Source organism: Candidatus Pelagibacter bacterium nBUS_44, from assembly GCF_051200895.1.
In the GTDB taxonomy this organism is placed as follows: domain Bacteria; phylum Pseudomonadota; class Alphaproteobacteria; order Pelagibacterales; family Pelagibacteraceae; genus Pelagibacter.
Genome location: NZ_CP172838.1, coordinates 1,188,425 through 1,212,081, shown reverse-complemented (window position 1 = coordinate 1,212,081; position 23,657 = coordinate 1,188,425). Strand labels below are relative to the sequence as shown.

Annotated in this window: 23 protein-coding genes; 14 read left to right on the top strand and 9 right to left on the bottom strand. The window is 31.5% G+C overall.

Annotated features, from left to right (window positions below; all coding sequences use genetic code 11):
• Positions 1-19: 19 nt before the first annotated feature.
• The 14 genes from ACIJYB_RS06750 (at position 20) to atpC (ending at position 17,069) form a co-directional block, all read left to right on the top strand.
• Positions 20-1,513 carry a CoA-acylating methylmalonate-semialdehyde dehydrogenase gene (locus ACIJYB_RS06750; protein WP_435150788.1) on the top strand — a complete coding sequence of 498 codons (1,494 nt, stop codon included), beginning with the start codon at positions 20-22 and terminating at the stop codon, positions 1,511-1,513.
• Between the two features lie 9 nt (positions 1,514-1,522).
• Positions 1,523-2,485 (top strand): malate dehydrogenase, encoded by a 963-nt coding sequence (gene mdh, locus ACIJYB_RS06745; protein ID WP_435085737.1) that lies wholly within the window; start codon positions 1,523-1,525, stop codon positions 2,483-2,485.
• A gap of 2 nt (positions 2,486-2,487) precedes the next feature.
• Complete coding sequence (gene sucC, locus ACIJYB_RS06740; RefSeq protein ID WP_435150787.1) at positions 2,488-3,648, top strand: ADP-forming succinate--CoA ligase subunit beta; 1,161 nt, start codon at positions 2,488-2,490, stop codon at positions 3,646-3,648.
• A gap of 1 nt (position 3,649) precedes the next feature.
• Positions 3,650-4,525: a succinate--CoA ligase subunit alpha gene (gene sucD / locus ACIJYB_RS06735; RefSeq protein ID WP_435096500.1), complete on the top strand. Its 876-nt coding sequence runs from the start codon at positions 3,650-3,652 to the stop codon at positions 4,523-4,525.
• Between the two features lie 34 nt (positions 4,526-4,559).
• Positions 4,560-7,469: a 2-oxoglutarate dehydrogenase E1 component gene (locus ACIJYB_RS06730; RefSeq protein WP_435150785.1), complete on the top strand. Its 2,910-nt coding sequence runs from the start codon at positions 4,560-4,562 to the stop codon at positions 7,467-7,469.
• A 6-nt stretch (positions 7,470-7,475) separates the two neighbouring features.
• The gene (odhB, locus tag ACIJYB_RS06725) at positions 7,476-8,795 is read left to right on the top strand and encodes a 2-oxoglutarate dehydrogenase complex dihydrolipoyllysine-residue succinyltransferase (protein WP_435150783.1); all 1,320 of its coding nucleotides are present in this window, start codon (positions 7,476-7,478) and stop codon (positions 8,793-8,795) included.
• Entirely contained in the window at positions 8,796-10,196 is a 1,401-nt protein-coding gene (gene lpdA, locus ACIJYB_RS06720) for a dihydrolipoyl dehydrogenase (RefSeq protein WP_435150782.1), read from the top strand.
• Positions 10,197-10,218: 22 nt separating this feature from the next.
• Complete coding sequence (locus tag ACIJYB_RS06715) at positions 10,219-10,899, top strand: DEAD/DEAH box helicase family protein (RefSeq protein ID WP_435150780.1); 681 nt, start codon at positions 10,219-10,221, stop codon at positions 10,897-10,899.
• Positions 10,796-12,172, top strand: a complete 1,377-nt coding sequence (gene priA, locus ACIJYB_RS06710) for a replication restart helicase PriA (protein WP_435150778.1) — start codon at positions 10,796-10,798, stop codon at positions 12,170-12,172. The genes ACIJYB_RS06715 and priA overlap by 104 nt, the downstream gene beginning before the upstream one ends.
• Positions 12,173-12,280: 108 nt before the next feature.
• Complete coding sequence (gene atpH, locus ACIJYB_RS06705; RefSeq protein WP_435150776.1) at positions 12,281-12,838, top strand: ATP synthase F1 subunit delta; 558 nt, start codon at positions 12,281-12,283, stop codon at positions 12,836-12,838.
• A complete protein-coding gene (gene atpA, locus ACIJYB_RS06700) occupies positions 12,839-14,374 on the top strand; it encodes a F0F1 ATP synthase subunit alpha (RefSeq protein ID WP_435150775.1) in 1,536 nt (511 codons plus the stop codon).
• A gap of 6 nt (positions 14,375-14,380) precedes the next feature.
• Entirely contained in the window at positions 14,381-15,256 is an 876-nt protein-coding gene (locus ACIJYB_RS06695; protein WP_435150773.1) for a F0F1 ATP synthase subunit gamma, read from the top strand.
• Between the two features lie 2 nt (positions 15,257-15,258).
• A complete protein-coding gene (gene atpD / locus ACIJYB_RS06690; RefSeq protein ID WP_435150772.1) occupies positions 15,259-16,677 on the top strand; it encodes a F0F1 ATP synthase subunit beta in 1,419 nt (472 codons plus the stop codon).
• Positions 16,677-17,069: an ATP synthase F1 subunit epsilon gene (gene atpC / locus ACIJYB_RS06685; RefSeq protein WP_435150771.1), complete on the top strand. Its 393-nt coding sequence runs from the start codon at positions 16,677-16,679 to the stop codon at positions 17,067-17,069. Before atpD ends, atpC begins: the two co-directional genes overlap by 1 nt.
• Here atpC and ACIJYB_RS06680 read toward each other — a convergent pair.
• The 9 genes from ACIJYB_RS06680 to rplU are packed head-to-tail and all read right to left on the bottom strand — an operon-like array spanning position 17,062 to position 23,606.
• Positions 17,062-17,538 (bottom strand): RNA pyrophosphohydrolase, encoded by a 477-nt coding sequence (locus ACIJYB_RS06680; protein ID WP_435150769.1) that lies wholly within the window; start codon positions 17,536-17,538, stop codon positions 17,062-17,064. The genes atpC and ACIJYB_RS06680 overlap by 8 nt on opposite strands.
• 1 nt (position 17,539) lies before the next feature.
• Positions 17,540-18,679 carry a S41 family peptidase gene (locus tag ACIJYB_RS06675; RefSeq protein WP_435150768.1) on the bottom strand — a complete coding sequence of 380 codons (1,140 nt, stop codon included), beginning with the start codon at positions 18,677-18,679 and terminating at the stop codon, positions 17,540-17,542.
• The gene (rsfS, locus tag ACIJYB_RS06670; RefSeq protein ID WP_435085712.1) at positions 18,676-19,026 is read right to left on the bottom strand and encodes a ribosome silencing factor; all 351 of its coding nucleotides are present in this window, start codon (positions 19,024-19,026) and stop codon (positions 18,676-18,678) included. The genes ACIJYB_RS06675 and rsfS overlap by 4 nt, the downstream gene beginning before the upstream one ends.
• A 17-nt stretch (positions 19,027-19,043) precedes the next feature.
• The gene (nadD, locus tag ACIJYB_RS06665; RefSeq protein WP_435150766.1) at positions 19,044-19,565 is read right to left on the bottom strand and encodes a nicotinate (nicotinamide) nucleotide adenylyltransferase; all 522 of its coding nucleotides are present in this window, start codon (positions 19,563-19,565) and stop codon (positions 19,044-19,046) included.
• A 1-nt stretch (position 19,566) separates the two neighbouring features.
• Entirely contained in the window at positions 19,567-20,817 is a 1,251-nt protein-coding gene (locus ACIJYB_RS06660) for a glutamate-5-semialdehyde dehydrogenase (protein ID WP_435150765.1), read from the bottom strand.
• Position 20,818: 1 nt separating this feature from the next.
• Positions 20,819-21,925: a glutamate 5-kinase gene (gene proB / locus ACIJYB_RS06655; RefSeq protein WP_435150763.1), complete on the bottom strand. Its 1,107-nt coding sequence runs from the start codon at positions 21,923-21,925 to the stop codon at positions 20,819-20,821.
• Positions 21,915-22,898 (bottom strand): Obg family GTPase CgtA, encoded by a 984-nt coding sequence (gene cgtA / locus ACIJYB_RS06650; protein ID WP_435150761.1) that lies wholly within the window; start codon positions 22,896-22,898, stop codon positions 21,915-21,917. Before cgtA ends, proB begins: the two co-directional genes overlap by 11 nt.
• A gap of 27 nt (positions 22,899-22,925) precedes the next feature.
• On the bottom strand, positions 22,926-23,180 hold the full coding sequence (gene rpmA / locus ACIJYB_RS06645; protein ID WP_435150759.1) for a 50S ribosomal protein L27: 255 nt from the start codon (positions 23,178-23,180) through the stop codon (positions 22,926-22,928).
• Between the two features lie 12 nt (positions 23,181-23,192).
• Positions 23,193-23,606 carry a 50S ribosomal protein L21 gene (rplU, locus tag ACIJYB_RS06640; protein ID WP_435150757.1) on the bottom strand — a complete coding sequence of 138 codons (414 nt, stop codon included), beginning with the start codon at positions 23,604-23,606 and terminating at the stop codon, positions 23,193-23,195.
• Between the last annotated feature and the right edge of the window lie 51 nt (positions 23,607-23,657).

The following is a 23,657-nucleotide window of genomic DNA, read 5'->3' as shown; positions in this document are numbered from 1 at the left end:
GATCTAAAAGACCGTATTCATGAAATTAATAGAGCACTTCGTTGGTGGAAAAATTATTCCTGGTTCATCAGATAAAAAGGGTAAAGTCTATAATCCTGCAACTGGAGAACAAGAGTCAGAAGTAAGGCTTGCTTCAAAATCAGACTTAAATCAAGCAGTCGAAGTTGCAAAAAAAGCTTTTGAAACTTGGTCATTAAAACCTCCTCTTCAAAGAGCAAGAGTGATGTTTAAATTTAAAGAATTAATTGAAAAAAACTCGGATGAACTAACAAAATTAATAGTTTCTGAGCACGGTAAAGTTTATGATGATGCCCAAGGTTCGTTAACAAGAGGACTAGAGGTAGTTGAATTTGCTTGTGGAATTCCTCATTTATTAAAAGGTGAGTTTTCAGAAAATGTAGGAACTAATGTTGATAGCTGGTCGATGAGACAGCCGTTAGGAGTTGTAGCTGGAATAACACCTTTTAACTTTCCGGCAATGGTTCCAATGTGGATGTTTCCAATAGCTATAGCATGTGGAAATACATTCATACTCAAGCCTTCGGAAAAAGATCCTTCATGTGCAATCAAATTAGCACAACTACTTACGGAAGCAGGACTTCCAGATGGTGTATTTAACGTTATTAATGGAGATAAAGAGTCAGTTGATGCAATTTTAGAAAACAAAGATGTAAAAGCGGTAAGTTTTGTAGGATCAACACCTATTGCTAAATATATTTATGAAAATTCAGCTAAAAATGAAAAAAGAGTTCAGGCACTAGGTGGAGCTAAAAACCATTTAGTAGTTATGCCTGACTGTGATTTAGATGGAGCTGTAAATGGATTAATGGGTGCAGCATATGGTTCTGCTGGCGAAAGATGTATGGCTCAATCTGTTGCGGTGGCTGTAGGTGATATAGGTGATGAATTAGTCTCGAGATTATCAAAAAAAGCAGAAGCTTTAAAAGTTGGTCCGGGCATGGATAAAACTTCAGAAATGGGACCTCTAGTTACTAAGGAGCATTTAACAAAAGTTAAAAGCTATGTTGATCTTGGTATTGAAGAGGGAGCAAAACTAGTTGTAGATGGAAGAAACCTAAAGCTTCAAGGATATGAAAATGGTTTCTATATTGGCGGTTGTTTGTTTGATCATGTTTCAAAAGACATGAGAGTTTATAAAGAAGAAATATTTGGTCCAGTACTATCAGTTATTAGAGTAAAAACTTTTGAAGATGCAGCTAAATTAATTAATGATCATGAGTATGGAAACGGAGTGAGTATTTATACTAGAGATGGAGATGCAGCCAGAACTTTTGCAAGTAAAATTCAAGTAGGTATGGTTGGTATTAATGTTCCTATCCCTGTTCCAATGGCGTTTCATAGTTTTGGAGGATGGAAAAGATCTTTATTTGGAGATAGTGCAATGCACGGTATGGAAGGAATAAAATTTTATACAAAATTAAAAACAGTAACATCAAGATGGCCATCAGGTATTCGTTCAAACGCGGAATTTGTAATGCCAACAATGAAATAAGGAAAAAAAATGACTAAAATATCATTAATTGGCGCAGGTCAAATAGGCGGAACGTTAGCACACCTAATTGGAACAAAAGAGTTGGTAGATGAAGTAGTTTTGTTTGATGTCGCAAGCGGAATAGCAAAAGGAAAAGCGCTTGATATAGCACAATCTTCATCGGTTGATGGTTTTAATGTAAAATTTTCAGGCACAGATGATTATAAAGATATTAAAGACTCTGATGTAATAATTATTACCGCTGGCGTACCAAGAAAACCAGGTATGAGCAGAGATGACTTATTAGGGATTAATTTAAAAATTATTAAACAAGTGGCAGAAGGAATTAAACAAAATGCTCCTAACGCCTTTGTTATATGTATTACCAATCCTTTGGATGTCATGGTTATGGCATTTCAAAAATTTTCAGGCTTACCAGCCAACAAGGTTGTTGGAATGGCAGGAATTTTAGATAGTTCAAGATTTAAACTATTTTTATCCGAAGAGTTAAGTGTTCCTGTAAAAGAAATAGATGCAATGGTAATGGGAGGTCATGGAGACACCATGGTTCCAATGCCTAGATTTACAAAAGTTTCAGGAAAACCTTTACTTGATTTAGTAAAAGAAGGAAAAATTTCTCAAGAAAGGTTGGAGGAAATAAATCAAAGAACAAGAGATGGTGGTGCTGAGATAGTGAAATTTCTTGAAAAAGGATCAGCATTTTATGCCCCTGCAGCATCAGGAGTTCAGATGGCAGAAGCATACTTAAAAGATGAAAAAAAATTACTACCGTGTGCTATTCAATTAAATGGAGAATATGGCGTAAACAATGTTTATGCGGGTGTTCCAGTAACTATTGGAAAAGATGGAGTGGAAAAAATTGAGCAAGTTGATTTAGATGATAAAGAAAAAAAAGAATTTATACATTCTATTGATGCGGTTAAAGCTCTATGGGAAGCAGCATCTAAAATAGATCCTGATCTTTCTAAGTAATAATGAATATTCACGAACACCAAGCAAAACAAATCTTAAAGAAATATGGTGCAACTGTACCAGAGGGTGTCTTTGCACTTTCTGTTGATGAATTAGTAGAGAAAGCAAAATCATTAAATACAAAAAAATATGTTTTAAAAGCTCAAATCCATGCAGGTGGAAGAGGTAAAGCAGGTGGAGTAAAAATTTTAGATACTATTGAAGAGTTAAGTGATGCAGCAAAAGAGCTGATGGGAAAAACTCTGGTAACACATCAAACAGGTCCTGAGGGTAGAGAAGTAAAAAGATTGTACGTTGAAGAGTCATCAAATATAGACAAAGAGTTTTATCTATCTTGTTTGGTTGATAGAGCTAGTTCTAAAATAGCTTTTATATCTAGTGACCAAGGTGGTATGGATATTGAAGAAGTAGCAAGTAATTCACCTGAAAAAATTATAACAACTAAAGTTGATATAAATAATGAAATTTCAGATAAAGAATGTGAGGAGATAGTCAAAATCTTTAATTTAAACGATAGTGCAAAAAAACAAGCAATTTCACTAATAAAATCAATTTATCAAATGTTTATAAATACCGATGCAAACATGGTTGAAGTAAATCCACTAATTTTAACCAAAGAAGAAAAAATAATTTGCTTAGATGCAAAAGTAAATTTTGATTCTAATGCTTTATTTAGACATCCTGAAATTGTTGAATTAAGAGATTTAAATGAGGAAGATCCAACAGAAATAGAAGCAAGCAAACATGATTTAGCTTACATTAAATTAGATGGAAGTATTGGTTGTATGGTTAATGGGGCAGGACTCGCTATGGCAACTATGGACATAATTAAATTATATGGAAAAGAACCAGCTAATTTTTTAGATGTAGGTGGTGGTGCCTCAAAAGAAAAAGTTTCTGCAGCTTTAAAGATAATTTTATCTGACAAAAATGTTAAAGGAATTTTAGTTAATATTTTTGGGGGAATAATGAGATGTGATGTACTTGCTCAAGGGGTAGTCGATGCTGCTAAAGAAATAAATATTAGTGTCCCATTAGTTGTTCGACTTGCAGGAACAAATTTTAAAGAAGGAAAAGAAATATTAGATAATTCAGGACTGAAATTGATATCTGCTGAAAATTTAGATGATGCAGCTAAAAAGATTGTAGAGGCAATAAAATAATATGTCTGTTTTAGTGAATAAAAATACAAAAGTAATTTGCCAAGGTTTCACAGGTGCACATGGTACCTTTCATTCTGAGCAAGCAATCAAATATGGAACTAATTTAGTTGGAGGAGTAACTCCTAAAAAAGGTGGTCAAAAGCATTTAGATAGACCTGTTTTTAATAGTGTTATTGAAGCAAAGAATAATGTTGGTGCGGACGCATCAATGATTTATGTGCCTGCTAAATTTGCTGCTGCAGCTATTATAGAGGCAATAGATGCATCTGTTGAATTAATTGTTTGCATTACTGAGGGTATTCCAGTTCAGGATATGCTTAAAGTTAGACAAAAATTAAATGGTTCTAAAAGTAGATTGATTGGACCAAATTGCCCAGGAATAATTACACCAGATGAATGCAAAATTGGAATCATGCCAGGAAATATTCACAAAAGAGGGTCAGTTGGAATTGTATCTAGATCAGGAACTCTGACTTACGAAGCAGTTGCACAAACGACCGAGAATGGTTTGGGCCAATCAACTTGTATTGGTATTGGAGGCGACCCAATTAATGGAACAAACTTTATTGATTGTTTAGATTTGTTTTTAAATGATGAAGAAACAGAGTCTATTTTAATGATAGGAGAAATTGGGGGCACAGCAGAGGAAGAAGCTGCAGAATTTGTAAAAAATCATAAAATTAAAAAACCAATTGTTGGTTTTATTGCTGGAATTACAGCTCCACCAGGACGTAGAATGGGTCATGCAGGAGCTATTATCTCAGGAGGAAAAGGTGGTGCTGAGGATAAAATTAAGAAAATGGAAGAATCTGGCATTACAGTAGCAAAATCACCCTCAATAATCGGAAAAACTTTATTTAATAAATTGTCAAATTGAAAAATAATATTAGAGGATTATATTAAATAAATAGATGTCAGCACCAAAAAATCTCGAATATGAAAAAACATCATTTTTAAATAAATCTAATAGTGCATTTATTGAGCGGATGTATCTTAAGTTTGTGAACAAAGATGAAGATTTACCAAATAGTTGGAAAGATTATTTTGAGGGTATTGGAGATGAATTAAATATTATTGCAAAAGAAATTAATGGTCCTTCTTGGGGTCCTAAAAAAAATAAAATAGATATTGATGAGCTTCAGAAAAAAATTGATCAAGAAGACCATAACTCCAATGGTGCCGCTTCTAATGTCGGTGATACGAATGTAAATTCATCTGGATCAAACGAAGATTCAATAAAAGCTGTTTCTATGATAAGATCTTATAGGCAAAGAGGTCATCTTATAGCTAAATTAGATCCATTAGAATTAATTAAATCAGACTATTTAGATGAACTTCATCCGGAGTCATTTGGTTTTAAAAAATCTGATCATAAAAAAAATATTTATTTAGGTGGTATAATAAATAAACAAAATTCAAATATAAAAGAAATTTTAGAATTTTTAAAAAAAACTTATTGTGGACCAGTTGGGTATGAATATATGCATATTTCAAATCCTACAGAGAGAAAGTGGTTTAGGGATAGAATTGAAAAATCAGAGGATAATTTAAGTTTTACTAAAAATGGTAAGGAAGCTATTTTAAATAAATTAATTCAAGCTGAGGGGTTTGAAAAATTTCTTCATACTAAATATGTTGGTACCAAAAGATTTGGATTAGATGGTGGAGAGAGCTTAATACCTGCTTTAGAACAAATTATTAAGATTAGTGGTCAATCACAAGTAAAAGAAGTTAAGATTGGAATGTCTCATAGAGGTAGATTAAATGTTTTAGCCAATGTATTGCAAAAATCATATAAGAGAATATTTAATGAATTCGCTGGAGAATTTGGCACTTCGTCAGATGAAGGTGCGGGTGATGTAAAATATCATTTGGGTGCCTCATCTAATAGAGAGTTTGATGGAAATTCAGTTCATGTAAGTTTAACTGATAACCCTTCACACTTAGAAGCAGTTAATCCAGTTGTGCTTGGTCAAACTAGAGCAAAACAGTATTTTCATAAGGACAAAGAGAGAAACAAAGTAATACCAATTTTAATTCATGGTGATGCTGCTTTTGCAGGCCAAGGTGTTGTAGCTGAATGTTTTGCAATGTCTGGACTGCCTGGACATAATACAGGTGGCACAATTCACATAATAGTTAATAATCAGATAGGATTTACGACTAGCCCAAGATTTGCTAGATCTTCTCCATACCCATCTGATGTGGCAAAGATGGTTGATGCTCCAATAATTCATGCAAATGGAGACGATCCAGAAGCAGTTGTTTATGCGGCCAGAATAGCAACAGAGTTTAGACTAAAATTCAATAGAGATGTAGTTGTAGATCTAATTTGTTATAGAAGGTTTGGTCACAATGAAGGAGATGAACCATCATTTACACAACCTTTGATGTATGAAAAAATTAGATCTCATCCCTCAACAATAAAAGTCTATGGAAAAAGACTTGTAGATGAAAATGTAATTTCAAATGAAAGTTTAGATAATTCAATTAAGACTTTTAAAAACTTGCTTGATGATCAGTTTAAAAATGCAAAAGATTATAAACCAAAAATTGCTTGGTTCGAAGGGACGTGGTCAGCATACAAACCCGAAAAAGGAAAAGACAAAAGAGGAGTAACAGGTGCAGACACTAAAAAACTTTTAGCAATTTCAGAAAAAATAAATTCCTCATCAGAAGAACTAAATTTACATAAGACAATTGTTAAAATATTAAATAATAGAAAAGAAGCTGTTAAAAGCGGATCCAACATAGATTGGTCAACAGCAGAAGCATTAGCATTTGGATCGTTATTAGAAGAAGGTTATCCAGTTAGACTTGTTGGTCAAGATTCTGGAAGAGGAACATTCAGTCAAAGACATTCTGTATTAAGAAATCAAAAAAACAATATTCGTTATGTGCCTCTAAATAATATTTCAAAAAACCAAAAACAATTCGAGGTAGTGGATAGCTTTTTATCTGAACTAGCTGTTTTAGGATTTGAGTATGGCTATAGTTTAGTAGAACCAAATACCCTTACACTTTGGGAAGCACAATTTGGAGATTTTGCTAATGGTGCTCAAGTTGTAATTGACCAATTTATCGCATCAGGAGAAAGAAAATGGAGAAGAGCTTCTGGAATAGTAATGTTATTGCCTCATGGTTATGAAGGACAAGGACCAGAACATTCTTCAGCTAGATTGGAAAGATTTTTACAGATGTGTTCAAATGATAATATGCAAGTAATGAATTGCACAACACCCGCAAACTATTTTCATGCTCTTAGAAGACAAATGCGTAGAGACTTTAGAAAACCATTAATAATGATGACACCAAAATCTTTACTTAGAAATAAATATTGTGTTTCTAATCTAGAAGATTTTAGTCAATCAAATTCTTTTCATAGAATACTTTGGGATCACGCAGTTGATCCACAGACTAAAGGATTTATTAAATTGAAGGAAAGCTCAAAGATTAAAAAAGTAATAATGTGCTCAGGTAAAGTTTATTTTGACTTATTAGACGCAAGAGAGAAATTAAAAAAAGATGATGTGATTTTATTCAGAATAGAACAACTTTATCCATTTCCTGCAAAAACTCTTGTTAAAGAACTTAAACCATATGCAAAAAATGCTAAATTTTTTTGGTGCCAGGAAGAACCTAAAAATATGGGTGCTTGGTTTTCAGTTAGAGATTATATCCAATGGACATTGGATACTATTAAGGCTAATAATAATGAAATTTCTTATATAGGAAGAAGCCCCGATGCATCCCCAGCAACAGGATATGCAAAAAGGCATAATTCTCAACAACAAGAAATAATTGATAAGGTTTTTGAATAATTATAGATGAGTGAAAAAATTGTAGTTCCTGTTCTTGGCGAAAGTATTACTGAGGCAACAGTTGCAAAATGGCTAAAAAATGCTGGCGATGCTGTTGAAGCAGATGAACCAATTGTAGAACTTGAAACTGATAAAGTAAATTTAGAAGTACCATCACCAGTAACTGGTGTTTTAACTGAAATTAATTCTAAAGACGGTGCTGTTGTGGAAGTTGGAGCTCTTCTAGGATCAGTCTCAGAAAATGGATCAGCAGGATCAGCTAAAAAAGAAGAAATTAAAAAGGTAGAACCCACTCAAAAAGAGGATAACGTAATAAAATTGGAGCCATCTAAAAAAGAACCAAAAATTTTTGAGGAAAAAATAGAGGAAAAAGCTGAGGATGAGCCATTAGTTTTAACTGATGAGGTCGTAGAAGAAGAAAGTCCAAAAGCCAAAATAAAAAAATCAGAACCTAAAACAAATACAGAAAGTCAAACACTTTCACCAGCTGTTAGAAAAATTGTTGTAGAAAACAAAATAGATATTAATTCAGTTCAAGGCTCAGGAAAAGATGGAAGGGTTTTAAAAGGTGACTTAATAAGTTTAATGGGAGTTAATCCACAACCTTCAGAAAGAAAAGTTCAGTATGGTCAAGAAGAAAGAATTAAAATGACCAGACTAAGACAAACAATAGCCAAGAGACTAAAACAAGCGCAAGAAAATGCAGCTTTGTTAACTACCTTTAATGAAGTTGATATGACTAATATTATGGAAATGAGAAAAGATAATCAGCAAGATTTTCAAAATCGTTATGGAATAAAATTGGGATTTATGTCATTTTTTGTTAAAGCATGTGTGGTTGCGTTGAAAAATTTCCCAGCAGTCAATGCTGAAATTGATGGTGATGAAATAATCTATAAAAATTATTACAATTTAAGTTTTGCTGTCGGAACTGAAAAAGGTTTAGTTGTACCTGTGTTAAGAGATGCTGATGAATTGTCATTTGCTGATATAGAAAAAAATATTAAAGATATTTCAGAAAAAGCAAGAGATGGAAAATTGACTATTGAAGATCTTCAAGGAGGAACTTTTACAATTAGTAATGGGGGTGTATATGGATCAATGTTATCAACTCCAATTCTAAATCTTCCTCAATCAGGTGTACTTGGAATGCATAATATTGTTGAAAGACCAGTTGTTGTTGATGGAGAAATTAAAATTAGACCAATAATGTATTTAGCTTTGTCATATGATCATAGAATAATTGATGGCAAAGAGTCAGTTTCGTTTTTAAAAATGGTTAAGGAAAATTTAGAAGACCCTAGAAGGTTGTTTTTGGATATTTAAATGTCGGAAAAATTTCAAGCAGTAGTAATCGGAGGTGGTCCTGGTGGTTATGTTTGCGCTATAAGGCTCGCTCAACTTGGACTTAAAACAGCATGTATAGAATCAAGAGGATCACTTGGGGGAACGTGTTTAAATGTTGGGTGTATTCCGTCAAAAAGCCTATTAAATTTATCTGAAGAGTTTCATAAAGTTCAAAATTTATCTAGTAAAGGAATTGAAGTTGGAGAAGTTAAGCTAAATCTAGAAAAAATGATGAAAAGTAAAGATAAAGCGGTAACTATACTTACTAAGGGTGTCGAGTTTTTACTAAAAAAAAATAAGGTCACTTATTATAAAGGAACTGGAAGTTTTAAATCAAAAAATGAAATCATAGTTAAAGACGATCAAAATAAAGAGACTATTATAAAAGCCGAAAAAACAGTGATAGCAACAGGTTCTGTGCCAGTGTCCTTGCCAGGAATAGAAATTGATGAGAAAGTTATTGTATCTTCAACAGGTGCGTTAAAATTAGATAAAGTTCCAAAAAAAATGGTTATTGTTGGTGGCGGTTACATTGGGTTAGAGATGGGATCAGTTTGGTCAAGATTAGGAGCTGAAGTTCAAGTAGTAGAGTTTTTAGATCATATTACTCCAGGTATGGATAAAGAAATTTCCTCAGAATTTATGAAGATTTTAAAAAAACAAGGCATCAAATTTAATATGCAAAATAAAGTTGAAGCTATCCAAAATAATAAAACGGGTGCAATCGTATCAACAGTTGATAAAGATGGAAATAAAAATAATTTTGATTGTGATGTAGTTCTTATTTCTGTTGGACGAAAAGCAAACACTAATGGTTTAAATTTAGAAGCTGTTGGGGTTGAATTAGATGAAAGAAAAAGAGTTAAAACAGACAATATGTTTAAAACAAACGTTGATAACATCTATGCGATAGGTGACGTTATTAGTGGACCAATGCTTGCACATAAAGCAGAAGATGAAGGAATTGCAGTTGCAGAAAATATTGCAGGTCAATCAGGTCATGTTAATTATGATACAATTCCTGGCGTTGTTTATACAACACCTGAAGTTGCATCAATTGGTAAGACAGAAGAGCAATTAAAAGAATTAAATACAAAATATAAAATTGGTAAGTTTTCATTCATGGCAAACTCTAGAGCAAAAGCAATAGATGATGCAGAAGGGTTTGTTAAAATTTTAGCAGATAAAACTACAGACAAAGTTTTAGGTGCACACATTATTGGCCCTCATGCTGGTGAATTAATTGCAGAAATAGGTATTGCTATGGAATTTGGTGCAAGCTCGGAGGATATTGCAAGAACATGTCACGCTCACCCAACATTTTCAGAAGCTGTTAAAGAAGCAGCATTATCAGTAGATAAAAGAGCAATACACTCTTAATAAATTTTCATATTATTAAGATATGAAAGTACCGATACTTTTACCAAATATCTTTAACCATCCTTTTACTTACGAAAGTGATATTAATTTAAAAGTAGGAGATTATGTAGTTGTACCTTTTGGTAAATCTAAAATCACAGGAGTAGTTTGGGATGAATTTGAAAAAAAAAATAATAGAAATTTTAAGATAAAGAGTGTTTTAAAAAAATTAGACGTTTCTCCATTAAAAAAAACAACTATCAAATTTCTTAACTGGTTTTCAGAATACAATATAATTCCTAAAGGAATGGCTTTAAAACTAGTTTTATTAAGTAGTAATGCTGTAGAAAAATTTCAACAAGATGCTTACAAAATTTTTGACACAAGTATCAAAAAAAATTCAATAAAGCTTTCTGAAGAACAAAAAAAATCCCTTAGAAAAATGAATGTTTCTAATCAAAAATTTAGGGTTCATGTTCTTCAAGGAACAACAGGCTCAGGAAAAACCATGGTATATTTTGAAGCCCTTAAAGACATTATAAAAAAAGGTTTTCAAGGCTTAATTTTATTACCTGAGATTGGCTTAACAGGTCAATTTGAAAAAAAATTTATAGAATTCTTTGGTTTTACCCCAGCAGTTTGGCATTCTGGTATTACAAAAAAAAAAAAAAATTATTTGGAGTGGAATTACAAACGGGGAAATAAAAGTTGTCATTGGAGCTAGATCATCATTATTTTTACCTTTTAAAAAACTAGGTTTAATTATTGTTGATGAAGAGCATGACCAATCTTACAAACAAGATGAAGGAGTTACCTATAATGCAAGAGACATGGCTATTTCAAGAGCGTCATTTGAAAATATTCCTATCAACTTAATTACAGCTGTTCCATCAATCGAAACTTATGAAAATATTAAAAAAGGTAAATATAGTATTTCTAAATTAGAAAAACGTTACCAAGACGCATCATTACCAAACTATGAAATAATCAATCTTAATGAAACAAAATTAGAAAAACAATCTTGGCTTTCAAAAAAAATAATTGAGAAAGTAAATTTTCATCTTGATAAAAATGACCAAGTATTATTTTTTTTAAATAGAAGAGGTTTTTCTCCACATGTACTTTGTAATAAATGTTTTAATAGTTATTCGTGTCCAAATTGTTCAATTAATTTAGTTTATCATAAAAATAAAAATAATTTATTGTGCCATTATTGTGGTTTTAAATCTTCTTTGAAAAGAACTTGTGTAAAAGATGGTGACTGTGAGTTTATTTTTAGTGGTCCTGGTGTGGAAAGAATATCTGAAGAGGTTAAAAAAAACTTTCCATCAAAAAAAATAGAAATTTTTTCTAGTGATACTATGAATAAAAAAGATTCTAGTGATAAATTAGAAAAAATAATTAATAATGAAGTTCAAATTTTAGTCGGAACACAGCTGATCTCTAAAGGTTTTCATTTTCCAAGCCTTAATTGTATTGTAGTAGTTGATATTGATCTTTCATCTCAAGGACATGATCTGAGAGGAGCTGAAAAAAATTTACAGTTGTACCATCAGCTCTCTGGCCGAGCAGGAAGAACAGGTAAACCTGCTACCGTGTATTTTCAAACTTATAATACTAATACTAAAATGATTTCAGATTTAACAAATAGTAATCCCGACATCTTTCTTGATAGAGAACTAGATATTAGAAGACAAAATAGGCTTCCACCATTTCAAAGATTTATTTCGTTAATCCTAACAGGAGACAATGAAATAAAATTAGAAAAAGAAGCTTTTTATTTTAAAAACTTTATAGAAAAAAAAATTAATGGAAGAGTTTTGGGGCCAGTAAGTGCACCTATTTTTAGACTAAAAAAGAAATTTAGAATAAGAATGTTAATTAGAGGTTCAAAATCTCTAAAATTACAGAATTCAATTGCTAAAATTATCCCAAATTACAAATTTTCATCAGGAATAAAACTTTCAGTTGATGTTGATCCAATAAACTTCAATTAACCCTTAAAAAAAGGACTTTTAAACGAATGTGTTACTTGAAGACGTTATAGTCATATGCTAATTAGAGCGTGATTTTAAAATAATCTTCAACATAACAAAGGTACCAAGTTGAGTAAAAATAAGGGATTTTCAATAACTTCAGCTGAAAGATATTCTTTAGCCTTGTATGAGCTTGCGGGTGATAGCAATGTTCTTTCTCAAGTAGAAGATCAGTCCTCATCAATCTTAAACTTGATTTCATCAAGTGAAGATTTTTTAGATCTAATTAAAGATCCAACTATTAGCCAAGAAGATCTTTTAAAAGTTATAGATAAAATTTCTAATGATAACAAATTTGAAAGTTTATTAAAAAATTTCTTAAGTTTTTTAATTACTAAAAGGCGTTTTTTTTATGTAGAGCAAATTTTAAAGAGCTTTATTGAAACGTGTTCTCAAAAAAGAGGAGAATTAAAAGCAGAATTAAAATCTGCAAAAGAATTATCTGGTGACGAAATATCAAAAATTACAGATGAGCTTACTAAAAATTTTAGCTCAAAAATAAAATTAAACTACAAACATGACGAAAGTTTAATAGGAGGTTTAATAGTGCAGGTTGAAAGCACTATGGTTGACACCTCAATTAAAAATAAATTACAACAAATCGAAAACAGAATGATAGAGGCATAAATGGAAATAAATCCTTCAGAAGTAACAAAGATATTAAAAGAACAAATTAAAAATTTTGGTGATAAAGCAGAAGTAACTGAGGTAGGGCAAGTATTATCAGTAGGAGATGGTATTGCTAGAATTTATGGTCTTGATAACGTTCAAGCTGGAGAGATGGTTGAGTTTGCAGATGGCTCTAAAGGTATGGCTTTAAACTTAGAGAGTGAAAATGTTGGGGTTGTAATTTTTGGAGATGATAGAAATATTAAAGAAGGTGATACAGTAAAAAGAACTGGAAAGATTGTTGATACTCCAGTGGGAAAAGAATTATTAGGTAGAGTTGTTGATGGGTTAGGAAATCCAATTGATGGCAAAGGACCTTTAGATAAAAGTGTTAAAAAAAGTAGAGTTGAAGTAAAAGCTCCAGGAATAATTCCCAGACAGTCAGTTAGTGAGCCTATGCAAACAGGTCTTAAATCTATTGATAGTCTAGTTCCAGTTGGAAGAGGTCAGCGTGAATTAATTATTGGTGACAGACAAACAGGTAAAACTGCAGTTGCAATTGATGCTATCATTAACCAAAAGAAAATTAACGAAACTGGTGATGAGAAACAAAAACTTTATTGTATTTATGTTGCTATTGGTCAAAAAAGATCAACTGTAAGACAAATTCAAAAAACATTGGAAGAAGCTGGAGCAATGGAATACACAACAATCGTTGCTGCAACAGCATCTGACTCAGCACCACTCCAGTTTTTAGCACCTTACACAGGTTGCACAATGGGAGAATATTTCAGAGATAATGGAATGCACGGATTAATTATTTATGATGATTTGTCTAAGCAAGCGGTAGCTTATAGACAAATGTCTCTATTGTTAAGAAGACCTCCAGGACGTGAAGCTTACCCTGGTGATGTATTCTATCTACATAGTAGATTATTAGAAAGAGCAGCAAAATTAAGTGATGAGCATGGTGGGGGTTCTTTAACAGCACTTCCAATTATTGAAACACAAGGTGGTGACGTATCAGCGTTTATTCCCACTAACGTAATTTCAATTACTGATGGTCAAATTTTCTTGGAAACTGAACTTTTTAACCAAGGGATCAGACCTGCTATTAACGTAGGACTATCAGTTTCTAGAGTTGGTTCTTCAGCACAAACTAAAGCCATGAAAAAAGTTTCTGGATCTATGAAATTAGAATTAGCACAGTACAGAGAGATGGCTGCTTTTGCTCAATTTGGTTCAGACTTAGATGCATCAACACAGCAACTTTTAAATAGAGGCTCAAAATTAACTGAACTTCTTAAACAAAAACAATATTCACCAATGACAGTAGCTGAACAAGTTATTTCCGTCTTCTGTGGAGTAAAGGGATATTTGGATGATATTGAATTAAAAGATATTGCTGAATTTGAAAATAAAATCATTGAAAAATGTAAGTCTGACAAACCTGAAATAATTGATTCAATTCAAAGCTCAGGTAAACTTGAAGATGATAAAGAAAAATTACTAATTGAAGTAATAACTCAATTAAAGGAAAACTTTAAATCTTAATTTATTATGGCAAGTTTAGACGACCTTAAAAAAAGAATAGCTAGTGTAAAGTCTACACAGAAGATTACAAAAGCTATGAAGATGGTAGCGGCAGCAAAACTTAGAAGAGCCCAAGAGAGTGCTGAGAAGGGAAGACCTTATTCAGAAAAAATGAATAATATAATCCTAAATCTTTCTAGTGGGATTTCTGACAAAGAAAATGCTCCAAAATTATTATCTGGATCAGGTAATGATAAAGTTCATTTATGTGTTGTGATGACTTCTGATAGAGGTTTGTGTGGAGGTTTTAATTCAAATATAATTAAAAAAGCTAAGAGCTATTTTGCAAAACTTGTAGAAGAAGGAAAAGATTTAAAGATCATTACTGTAGGTTCTAAAGGTAACGACCAACTTAAAAGAGCTTATGGTGACAAGATAATTGCGAATATTTCATTTAAAGAGTCTAAAAATGCTAATTACTTTGATGCTGAAAAAGTTGGTAAAATGGTAATTGAAAAATTTGGAGCTGAAGAGTTTGATGTTTGTACTATTTTTTATAACCAATTTAAAAATGTAATTACTCAAATTCCTCAAGCACAACAAATAATTCCTTTAAATGTTGAAAATTCAGAGGATGATAAGTCTGAAGATAGTTACGAGTTTGAACCAGATGAAGATGAGATTTTAAGCAATTTATTGCCAAAAAATATTTCAACACAAATATTTAAGGCAATGTTAGAGAATTCAGCTAGTGAACAGGGCTCAAGAATGAGTGCAATGGATAATGCAACCCGAAACGCAGGTGAAATGGTTGACAAGCTTACTATTGAGTATAATAGAAGTCGTCAGGCAGCAATTACTAAAGAACTAATAGAAATCATATCAGGAGCAGAGAGTTTATAATTATGAGCAAAGGAAAAATCGTGCAGATCATTGGAGCAGTAGTAGACGTAAAATTTGATGAAGATCTTCCAGAGATTTTATCAGCATTAGAGTGTAAAAATGGAGACAATAGACTAGTTTTAGAGGTTGCTCAACATTTAGGAGAATCTACTGTTAGAACAATTGCAATGGACGCTACCGAAGGATTAAAGAGAGGTGATGAGGTCATAAACACTAAAGCGCCTATCCAAGTTCCCGTTGGACCAGAAACCTTAGGAAGAATTATAAACGTTATTGGTGAACCTATCGATGAAAAAGGTGAAGTCAAAACAAAAGAAAAGTGGCCGATCCACAGAGCAGCTCCTGAATTTAGTGATCAGTCAACAGAAACAGAAATATTAGTTACAGGAATTAAGGTAGTTGATTTATTAGCACCATATGCAAAAGGTGGAAAAATTGGTCTATTCGGTGGAGCTGGAGTTGGAAAAACAGTTTTGATTATGGAATTAATTAACAACGTTGCAAAAGCACATGGTGGTTTCTCAGTTTTTGCTGGTGTTGGAGAAAGAACAAGAGAAGGAAACGATTTATATCACGAGATGATAGACTCAGGTGTAATCAAGAAAGATGGAGCTGGATCTAAAGCTGCATTAGTTTATGGACAAATGAATGAACCTCCAGGAGCTAGAGCTAGAGTTGCTCTTACAGGATTAACTGTAGCTGAGTATTTTAGAGATCAAGAAGGTCAAGACGTTCTTTTCTTCGTAGATAATATTTTCAGATTTACTCAAGCAGGTTCTGAGGTATCAGCTCTATTGGGAAGAATACCATCAGCTGTTGGTTATCAGCCTACACTTGCAACTGACATGGGTAACCTTCAAGAAAGAATTACTACTACTAATAAAGGATCAATTACATCAGTACAGGCTATTTATGTACCTGCGGATGATTTAACTGACCCTGCACCAGCAACGTCATTTGCTCACTTGGATGCTACTACCGTTCTTTCAAGACAAATTGCAGAAATAGGTATTTATCCTGCAGTTGACCCACTTGATTCTACTTCAAGAATTTTGGACCCTAGAATTGTTGGTGATGAACACTATAGAGTTGCTAGAGAAGTTCAAAAAATCTTACAAACATATAAATCTTTACAAGATATCATAGCTATTTTGGGTATGGATGAATTATCTGAGGAAGATAAGTTGGTTGTAGCCAGAGCAAGAAAAATCCAGAGATTTTTATCTCAGCCGTTCTTTGTTGCAGAAGTATTTACTGGATCTCCAGGTAAATTAGTTGATTTAGATTCAACAATAAAAGGTTTTGCTGCAATTTGTAAAGGTGACTATGATCATCTTCCAGAAGCAGCTTTTTATATGGTTGGAACTATAGAAGAGGCAATAGAAAAAGCTGAAAAAATGGTTAAGGAAGCTGCCGCTTAATGAGTGAAGAGTTTAAGGTTGAAATAGTAAATCCAGAAAAATCTTTTCTAGTTAAGGAAGATGTATCTGAAGTTGTTGTACCTGCTTTTGAAGGAGAGATGGGAATACTCAAAGATCATATTTCAATCATTTCATTTTTAAAACCAGGAATTATTAAAATTTTATCAAAATCTGGGGATGAAAATTACTATGTTGAAGATGGTATTGCTGAATTTAAAAATAACAATTTATCAATACTTACTAGCTCAATATTTAATCTCACAGATTTAGATAAGTCTAAACAACAAGATTTACTTAAAATAGCGGAAGAAGAAGCTAGCAACCCTGAAATAAATGACCAATCTAAATATTTGGTTGATCAAAAAATTGAAGTACTAAGATCTCTTAATTGATAATCTTTTTAATTTTTTCTTTAAGTTCTTTATAAACGTGTAGTTTAAAATCTACTACAAATTCTGTAATTTGATCAAGATCGACCCATTTCCAATCTAAAAATTCTGGATTTTTAGTTTTGATATTAATTTCTTCTTCTTCTCCAGTAAATTTCATTAAAAACCATTTTTGTTTTTGACCCTTGTATTTACCTTTCCAAATTATTCCTAATAATCGATCAGGAAGTTCGTAAGTGATTGTACCATCTAGTTCTTTGATTAATTCAACACTTTTAATACTAGTTTCTTCCTCTAGTTCTCTAAAAGCAGCTTTTAAAAAGTCTTCACCTTCATCAACACCCCCTTGAGGCATTTGCCAAAAATTTTTGGCATTATCTATTCTTCTTGCAACAAAAACTTTATTATCATTATTTAACACAACAATTCCTACCCCTGTTCTTAGCGGTAGTTCGCTAAAGTTTTTTTTCATTTTATCCGTTGAGTAATTTTATTGCGTAATTTAATTGATTATCAGTCTCAGTTTTTATTCTAAAATCATCACCTTCTTCATCAACTTCAATATCAGGTCTTACACCAACTTCAGATATAGATTTACCAGATGGAAGATAATATTTGGCCACTGTTAATCTTATAGCTCCTTTATTTTTTAAGGGAATTATCGATTGTACGGACCCTTTACCATAACTGCTTTCCCCAATTATTATGGCTCTCTTATGATCTTTAAGAGCGCCAGCAACAATTTCAGATGCAGATGCTGAGCCGTAATTGATTAATACTAATAATGTTTTACCATCAGTTATATCGCCTTTTCTTGCAAACCATTTTCTATTTTCAGATTTTTTTCTGCTTTTTGTTGAGACTATTTCACCATTCTCAAGAAAAAAGTCAGCAATTTTTATTGCTTGAGATAATAAGCCGCCAGGGTTATTCCGTAAATCTAAAATAAATGCGTTTAAATTTTCGTTTTTTTTTAGTTTTTCAATTTTTTTTTTTATTTGTTGGCTACTATTGTCATTAAACGATGTAAGCCTAATATATCCAATATTATTGTCCAAAAGATCTGATTTAACAGATTGCACTTCAATTATTTCTCTGGTGATATTGAATGTAAGAGCTTTTTTTACTCCTCTTCGCCTAACTGTTAGTTCAATTGAAGAACCAACTGGGCCCCTCATTAGATCAACAGCTTCACTTAAAGATTTTCCTTGTACCTGAGTATTGTTAATTTTTACAATATAATCACCAGCTTTAATTCCTACTTTTGATGCTGGTGTATCATCTATAGGAGAAATAACTTTTACAACACCTGCTTCCATACTCACTTCAATTCCAAGACCACCAAATTCTCCACTAGTTTCTGTTTGCATTTCTTGAAAAATTTCTGGAGTCATATACGACGAATAAGGATCAAGAGATTGAAGGAGGCCATTGATTGCTGCATCCATACCATCAGATTGATTAGTTTCATCAACATATTCTCTATTTATTTTTTCAAGAACTTCACCGAATAGATCAATTTTTTTATAAATATCTATTTCAGTAGAATTAATTGATTGCGAAATTAAAAAAAAATTAAAAAAAACTATTAAAAAAAATTGAATTTTTTTCATATAATTACCTTTTCTTTTGGAATTAACTCTGACCAAATTTTTTCAAGTTCATAAAACTTTCTTTTTTCAGGGTGAAAAATATGCACAATCAAATCTATCCCATCAACTAGTTTCCATTCACTACTATCTTTACCTTCTATTTTTGAATTTTTTATACCATTATCTTTTAATTTTTCTAAAACTTGTTCTGATAAAGATTGAATATGTCTAGAGGACGTACCGCTTGCAATGATCATATAATCTGCCATTGAACTCTTATCTTTAAGGTCAATAGTTATAATATCTTGCGCTTTATTGAGATCCAGTGTGCTTACAACAACTGATTTAAGATCTGAAATTTTATCCATTAATTGAAATTAGACTATCAAATTCTCCTCAATTGAGAAGATGAAATGTTGACTTTTTTGAATTTAACAAATGTAAGAGTTTTGTTGTTAAGTTTCTTAAATGTCTCTGATTTTAAAGAATTTTTTTTATAACCGTGCCGATCAAATACTGCAATATTACATTTTTCTGTAATTGATTTAGATTTATACCATTTGTGAAAGTTAATCAAATTATCTGCACCCATTATAAAAAAAATTTCTAAATTCTTATTTTTTTTAAGGTAGTTAACTAAATCAATAGTTTTATTAGAGTTTATAATATCCTCATAAAACTTTACTTTGATAAAATCATTTGATCCAATTAACTTTTTACAATCTTTAATTCTTTTTGATATTGGTGTTTTGCTTACAGCTTTTAGTGGATTTTTTTTAGTGACTGCCCAAATAATTTTTTTTAAATCGAATCTTTTTATGGCTTCTTTAGATATTGCTAAGTGACCTTTGTGAGCTGGATCAAACGATCCTCCTAAAATTCCAATTTTAATTTTTCTTTTATTCAAATTATTCTCTTATTTTTCCTTTACTTGAAATCTCATATTTGTATGAAACTAGTTGTTCCAAACCAACAGGACCTCTTGGGGGAAGTGTATTTGTTGATATACCTACTTCACCACCAAAACCAAATTCTCCTCCATCCGCAAACTGAGTTGAAGTATTATGCATTGCGATAGAACTTTTTACATTTTTTAGAAATTTCATAGCTGTTTTTTTATTTTTAGTGATGATCGAGTCGGTATGCATAGTCCCATATTTATTAATATGATTGATAGCTTCATCAGAGCTTTTGACAACTTTTACTGATACTGTGGCAGCTAAATATTCTGTAGACCAATCTTTTTCTTTAGCTGGATACACTTTGCCTTTGTAATATTTTCTTAAAACATTATCCCCATATATTTTACAATTCTCATCTTCAAGTTTCTTTAAGATTGGATTACAAAATTTTTTAACTATCTTCTCATGAAGCAGAATGGTTTCAGTTGCACCACAAATAGCTGTATTTCTTAATTTTGCATTATAAATGATGTTTGATGTCATATTTAATTCAGCATCTTTATCAACAAACGTATGACAAAGTCCTTCTAAGTGTCCAATAATAGGAACTACCGAAAATTCTTGAACTCTTTTTACTAAGTTTTTTCCTCCTCGAGGAATTATCACATCAATATATTTTTTCATCTTCGAAAGCATTATGTCGACCATTTTTCTATCTTTAGAATCTACAAATTGAATGTAATTCTCATCAACATTATTTTTTCTTAGAGCTTGTCGAAATAACTTAGCCAATATTCTATTGGTGTTTATGGCCTCTGATCCACCTTTTAAAATTACAGCATTACCAGATTTAAAGCACAAACCTGCGACATCAGACGTTACATTGGGTCTACTTTCAAAAATAACACCAATGACCCCAATTGGTATTGTTACTCTTTTAATATTTAATCCATTTGGTCTACTCCATTTTTTTAAAGTAATATTTACAGGATCTTTTAGTTTTGAAATTTTATTAATAGAGTTTTTTATATTTCTTAGTTTTGTCTCATCAATTTTGAGTCTGTTAATTAAGTTTTCTTTAATTCCTTTATTTTGAGCAAATTTAATATCTTTTAAGTTTTCTCTTAAAATTGATTTTTTTTCTTTATCGAGTAATAAAGCATAAAAATTTAAAACTTTGTTTTTGGTACCAATATCAACCTTTTTTTCAGATGCTCTTCTACTTTTAATACCTATCAAATTCATTAATTTACTCATTTTAAACTTCTACCATATCATCTTTATGAATGACTTCTGATTTTGAAACATAACCCAATAATTTTTCTATTTGATTTGAATGATGTCCCATTATTTTAGTTATTTCTTCTGATGTAAACGAGCTTAAACCCCTAGCACATTCTATATTTTTTCTATCAAGAATTTTTATGTGATCTCCTTTATTAAATTTTCCAGTGATTTTTTTTATTCCAGCAGCTAGTAAACTTTTTCCAGATCTTAAAGCTTTTTTTGCACCATCATCGATTATAATAGAACCTTTTGGTGCAATTGAACTTATGATCCATTTTTTTCTAGCATCAAGTTTTGAAACTTTAGAGCTAAACCATGTACAATTATTTTTTTCAGTTATTCTAGAAATAGGATTTAAGTGAAGTCCATTTGCAATAACCATATTACAACCTGCTAATTGACAGACTTTTGCCGCCTCTATTTTGGTTTGCATTCCACCACTACCATATTCATTTACACCCTTAATATTAATTTCTTTCAAATCTTTATTTATATCATTTACTTTTTTTACTAATTTAGCATCTTTGAAAATTTTTGGATTTTTTGTGTAAAGACCATTTACATCTGAAAGAAGAATTAATGTGTCAGCATCAGTAATTTGAGCTACTCTAGATGCCAATCTATCATTATCACCATATTTTATTTCAGTAGTAGCTATAGTGTCATTTTCATTAACAATTGGAATAAACCCAAGGTCAAATAAATTTTCAAAAGTTCTTTTTGCATTTAATGATCTTCTTCTTTCCTCTGTATCTTCTAGAGTAAGCAAAATTTGTGAGATATTTAGTTTATATTTTTTGAATGTTTGAGAAAATAAATTCATCAATTCGATTTGACCAATAGAGGCTATAGCTTGACTTTTATCAAGTTTAATTGTTTTCTTATTTATATTCATTTTCTTACATCCAAGTGCAATCGCACCCGAACTCACAATTACTATTTTCTGATTTTTATCTTTTAATTTTTTGATATCCTTTGCAAAGCTAGATAACCATTCTTTTCTTACTTTTTTGTTATTATCAACTAGAAGGGAAGATCCAATTTTAATTACAATTATTTTAGAGTTTTTAAGATACATATGACAATAGTTTTGCTTTGATTTTAGATACAGAGTCCTTTTCTAAAGTTGTCATGGTCATTATTTCACAATTTTTACCTTTAGAAAAATGATCTATTACATCTTTAGCAGTGTCTTCATCAATTAAGTCAATTTTATTAAGTACCACAAGTTCTTTTTTATCTACTAGTTTTGTACTATAATTTCTTAATTCGTTTTTAACCTGTTCATACGATTCGTTTAAATCTAAATTAGTAATATCTATTAAATGTAATAATGATTTACATCTTTCAATATGCTTTAAAAATTGAATTCCAAGACCCACACCCTCATGAGCTCCCTCTACAAGACCCGGAATATCTGCAATTGTTATTTCCTTATCATCGTAAGAAGCAACTCCAAGATTAGGATTAAGAGTAGTGAACCTATAATTTGCAATTTTTGGGTTTGCATTTGTTATAGCAGCTAACAAGCTTGATTTTCCAGCATTAGGTAATCCAATTATTCCAACATCGGCAATAGTTTTTAATTGAAGCCATATTGTAAATTCTTCACCAATAGCTCCTTTGGTAAATTTTCTGGGTGCTCTGTTAGTTGAACTTTTAAACCTTGTGTTTCCAAGTCCACCTTTGCCACCAATACCAACAATAAACTCTTCTCCTTTTTTATTAAAATCAAATATCAAAGTTTTATTATCTTCTTCAAAAACTTGAGTACCTAAAGGTACTTTTAAAAATAAATCATCACCACCTTTACCTGTACGGTTTTGACCAGCACCATTTTCTCCTCGTTGAGCTTTATGATGTTGTTGATATCTATAATCTATTAATGTGTTAAGATTTTCTTCTGCTTTTAAAATTATTGATCCACCTTTACCGCCATCTCCACCATCAGGACCTCCATACTCAACATACTTTTCTCTTCTGAAGCTTGGTGAACCATCACCACCGTTTCCAGCTTTAATATAAATTTTAACTTGATCTAGGAATTTCATAATACAACATCTATTTAAGTTGTACTATTAATTGGGTTTTACTGAAACCGTTGTTCTATCTGACTTGCCTTTTTTGAATACAACTTTACCTTTTACAACTGAAAAAATTGAGTGATCTTTGCCCATTCCCACGTTTTCACCAGGAAAAATTTTTGTTCCTCTTTGTCTAACAATTATGTTTCCAGGAATTACTACTTCACCACCATACTTCTTAACGCCAAGTCTTCGACCGGCACTATCTCGTCCGTTTCTCGATGATCCACCTGCTTTTTTTGTTGCCATAATCTACCTTGCTTATTTACTTGTTACTTCAGCTTTTGTCTTAACTTCAGCGTCAATTTTTTTAGTTGGTTTAACCATTTTTTCTGCTTCAGATAAAACTTTACCATCTTTAGAAAAAATTTTATTAATTCTAATCATTGTGTGTTGTTGTCTATGACCATTTTTTCTTCTTGAATTTTGTCTTCTTCTTTTTTTGAAGATTAAAATAGTTCTATCTTTACCATTTTCAATTAAATCTGCCTCTACTTTAGCACCCACAACATGTGGGGTACCTATTTCTATAGATTTATTATCACCATATGCAAGAATTTCATTAAATTCTATTTTAGATTCAGGTTTTGAATCTGGTAGTTTTTCAATTTTTAAGATTTCTCCAGCTTTAACTTTGTACTGTTTTCCACCTGTTTTTATTACTGCGTATGACATTGTATGAATTTAAATTTAAGTTACCGCAATATAGTTGTAGCAAGGTTTTAG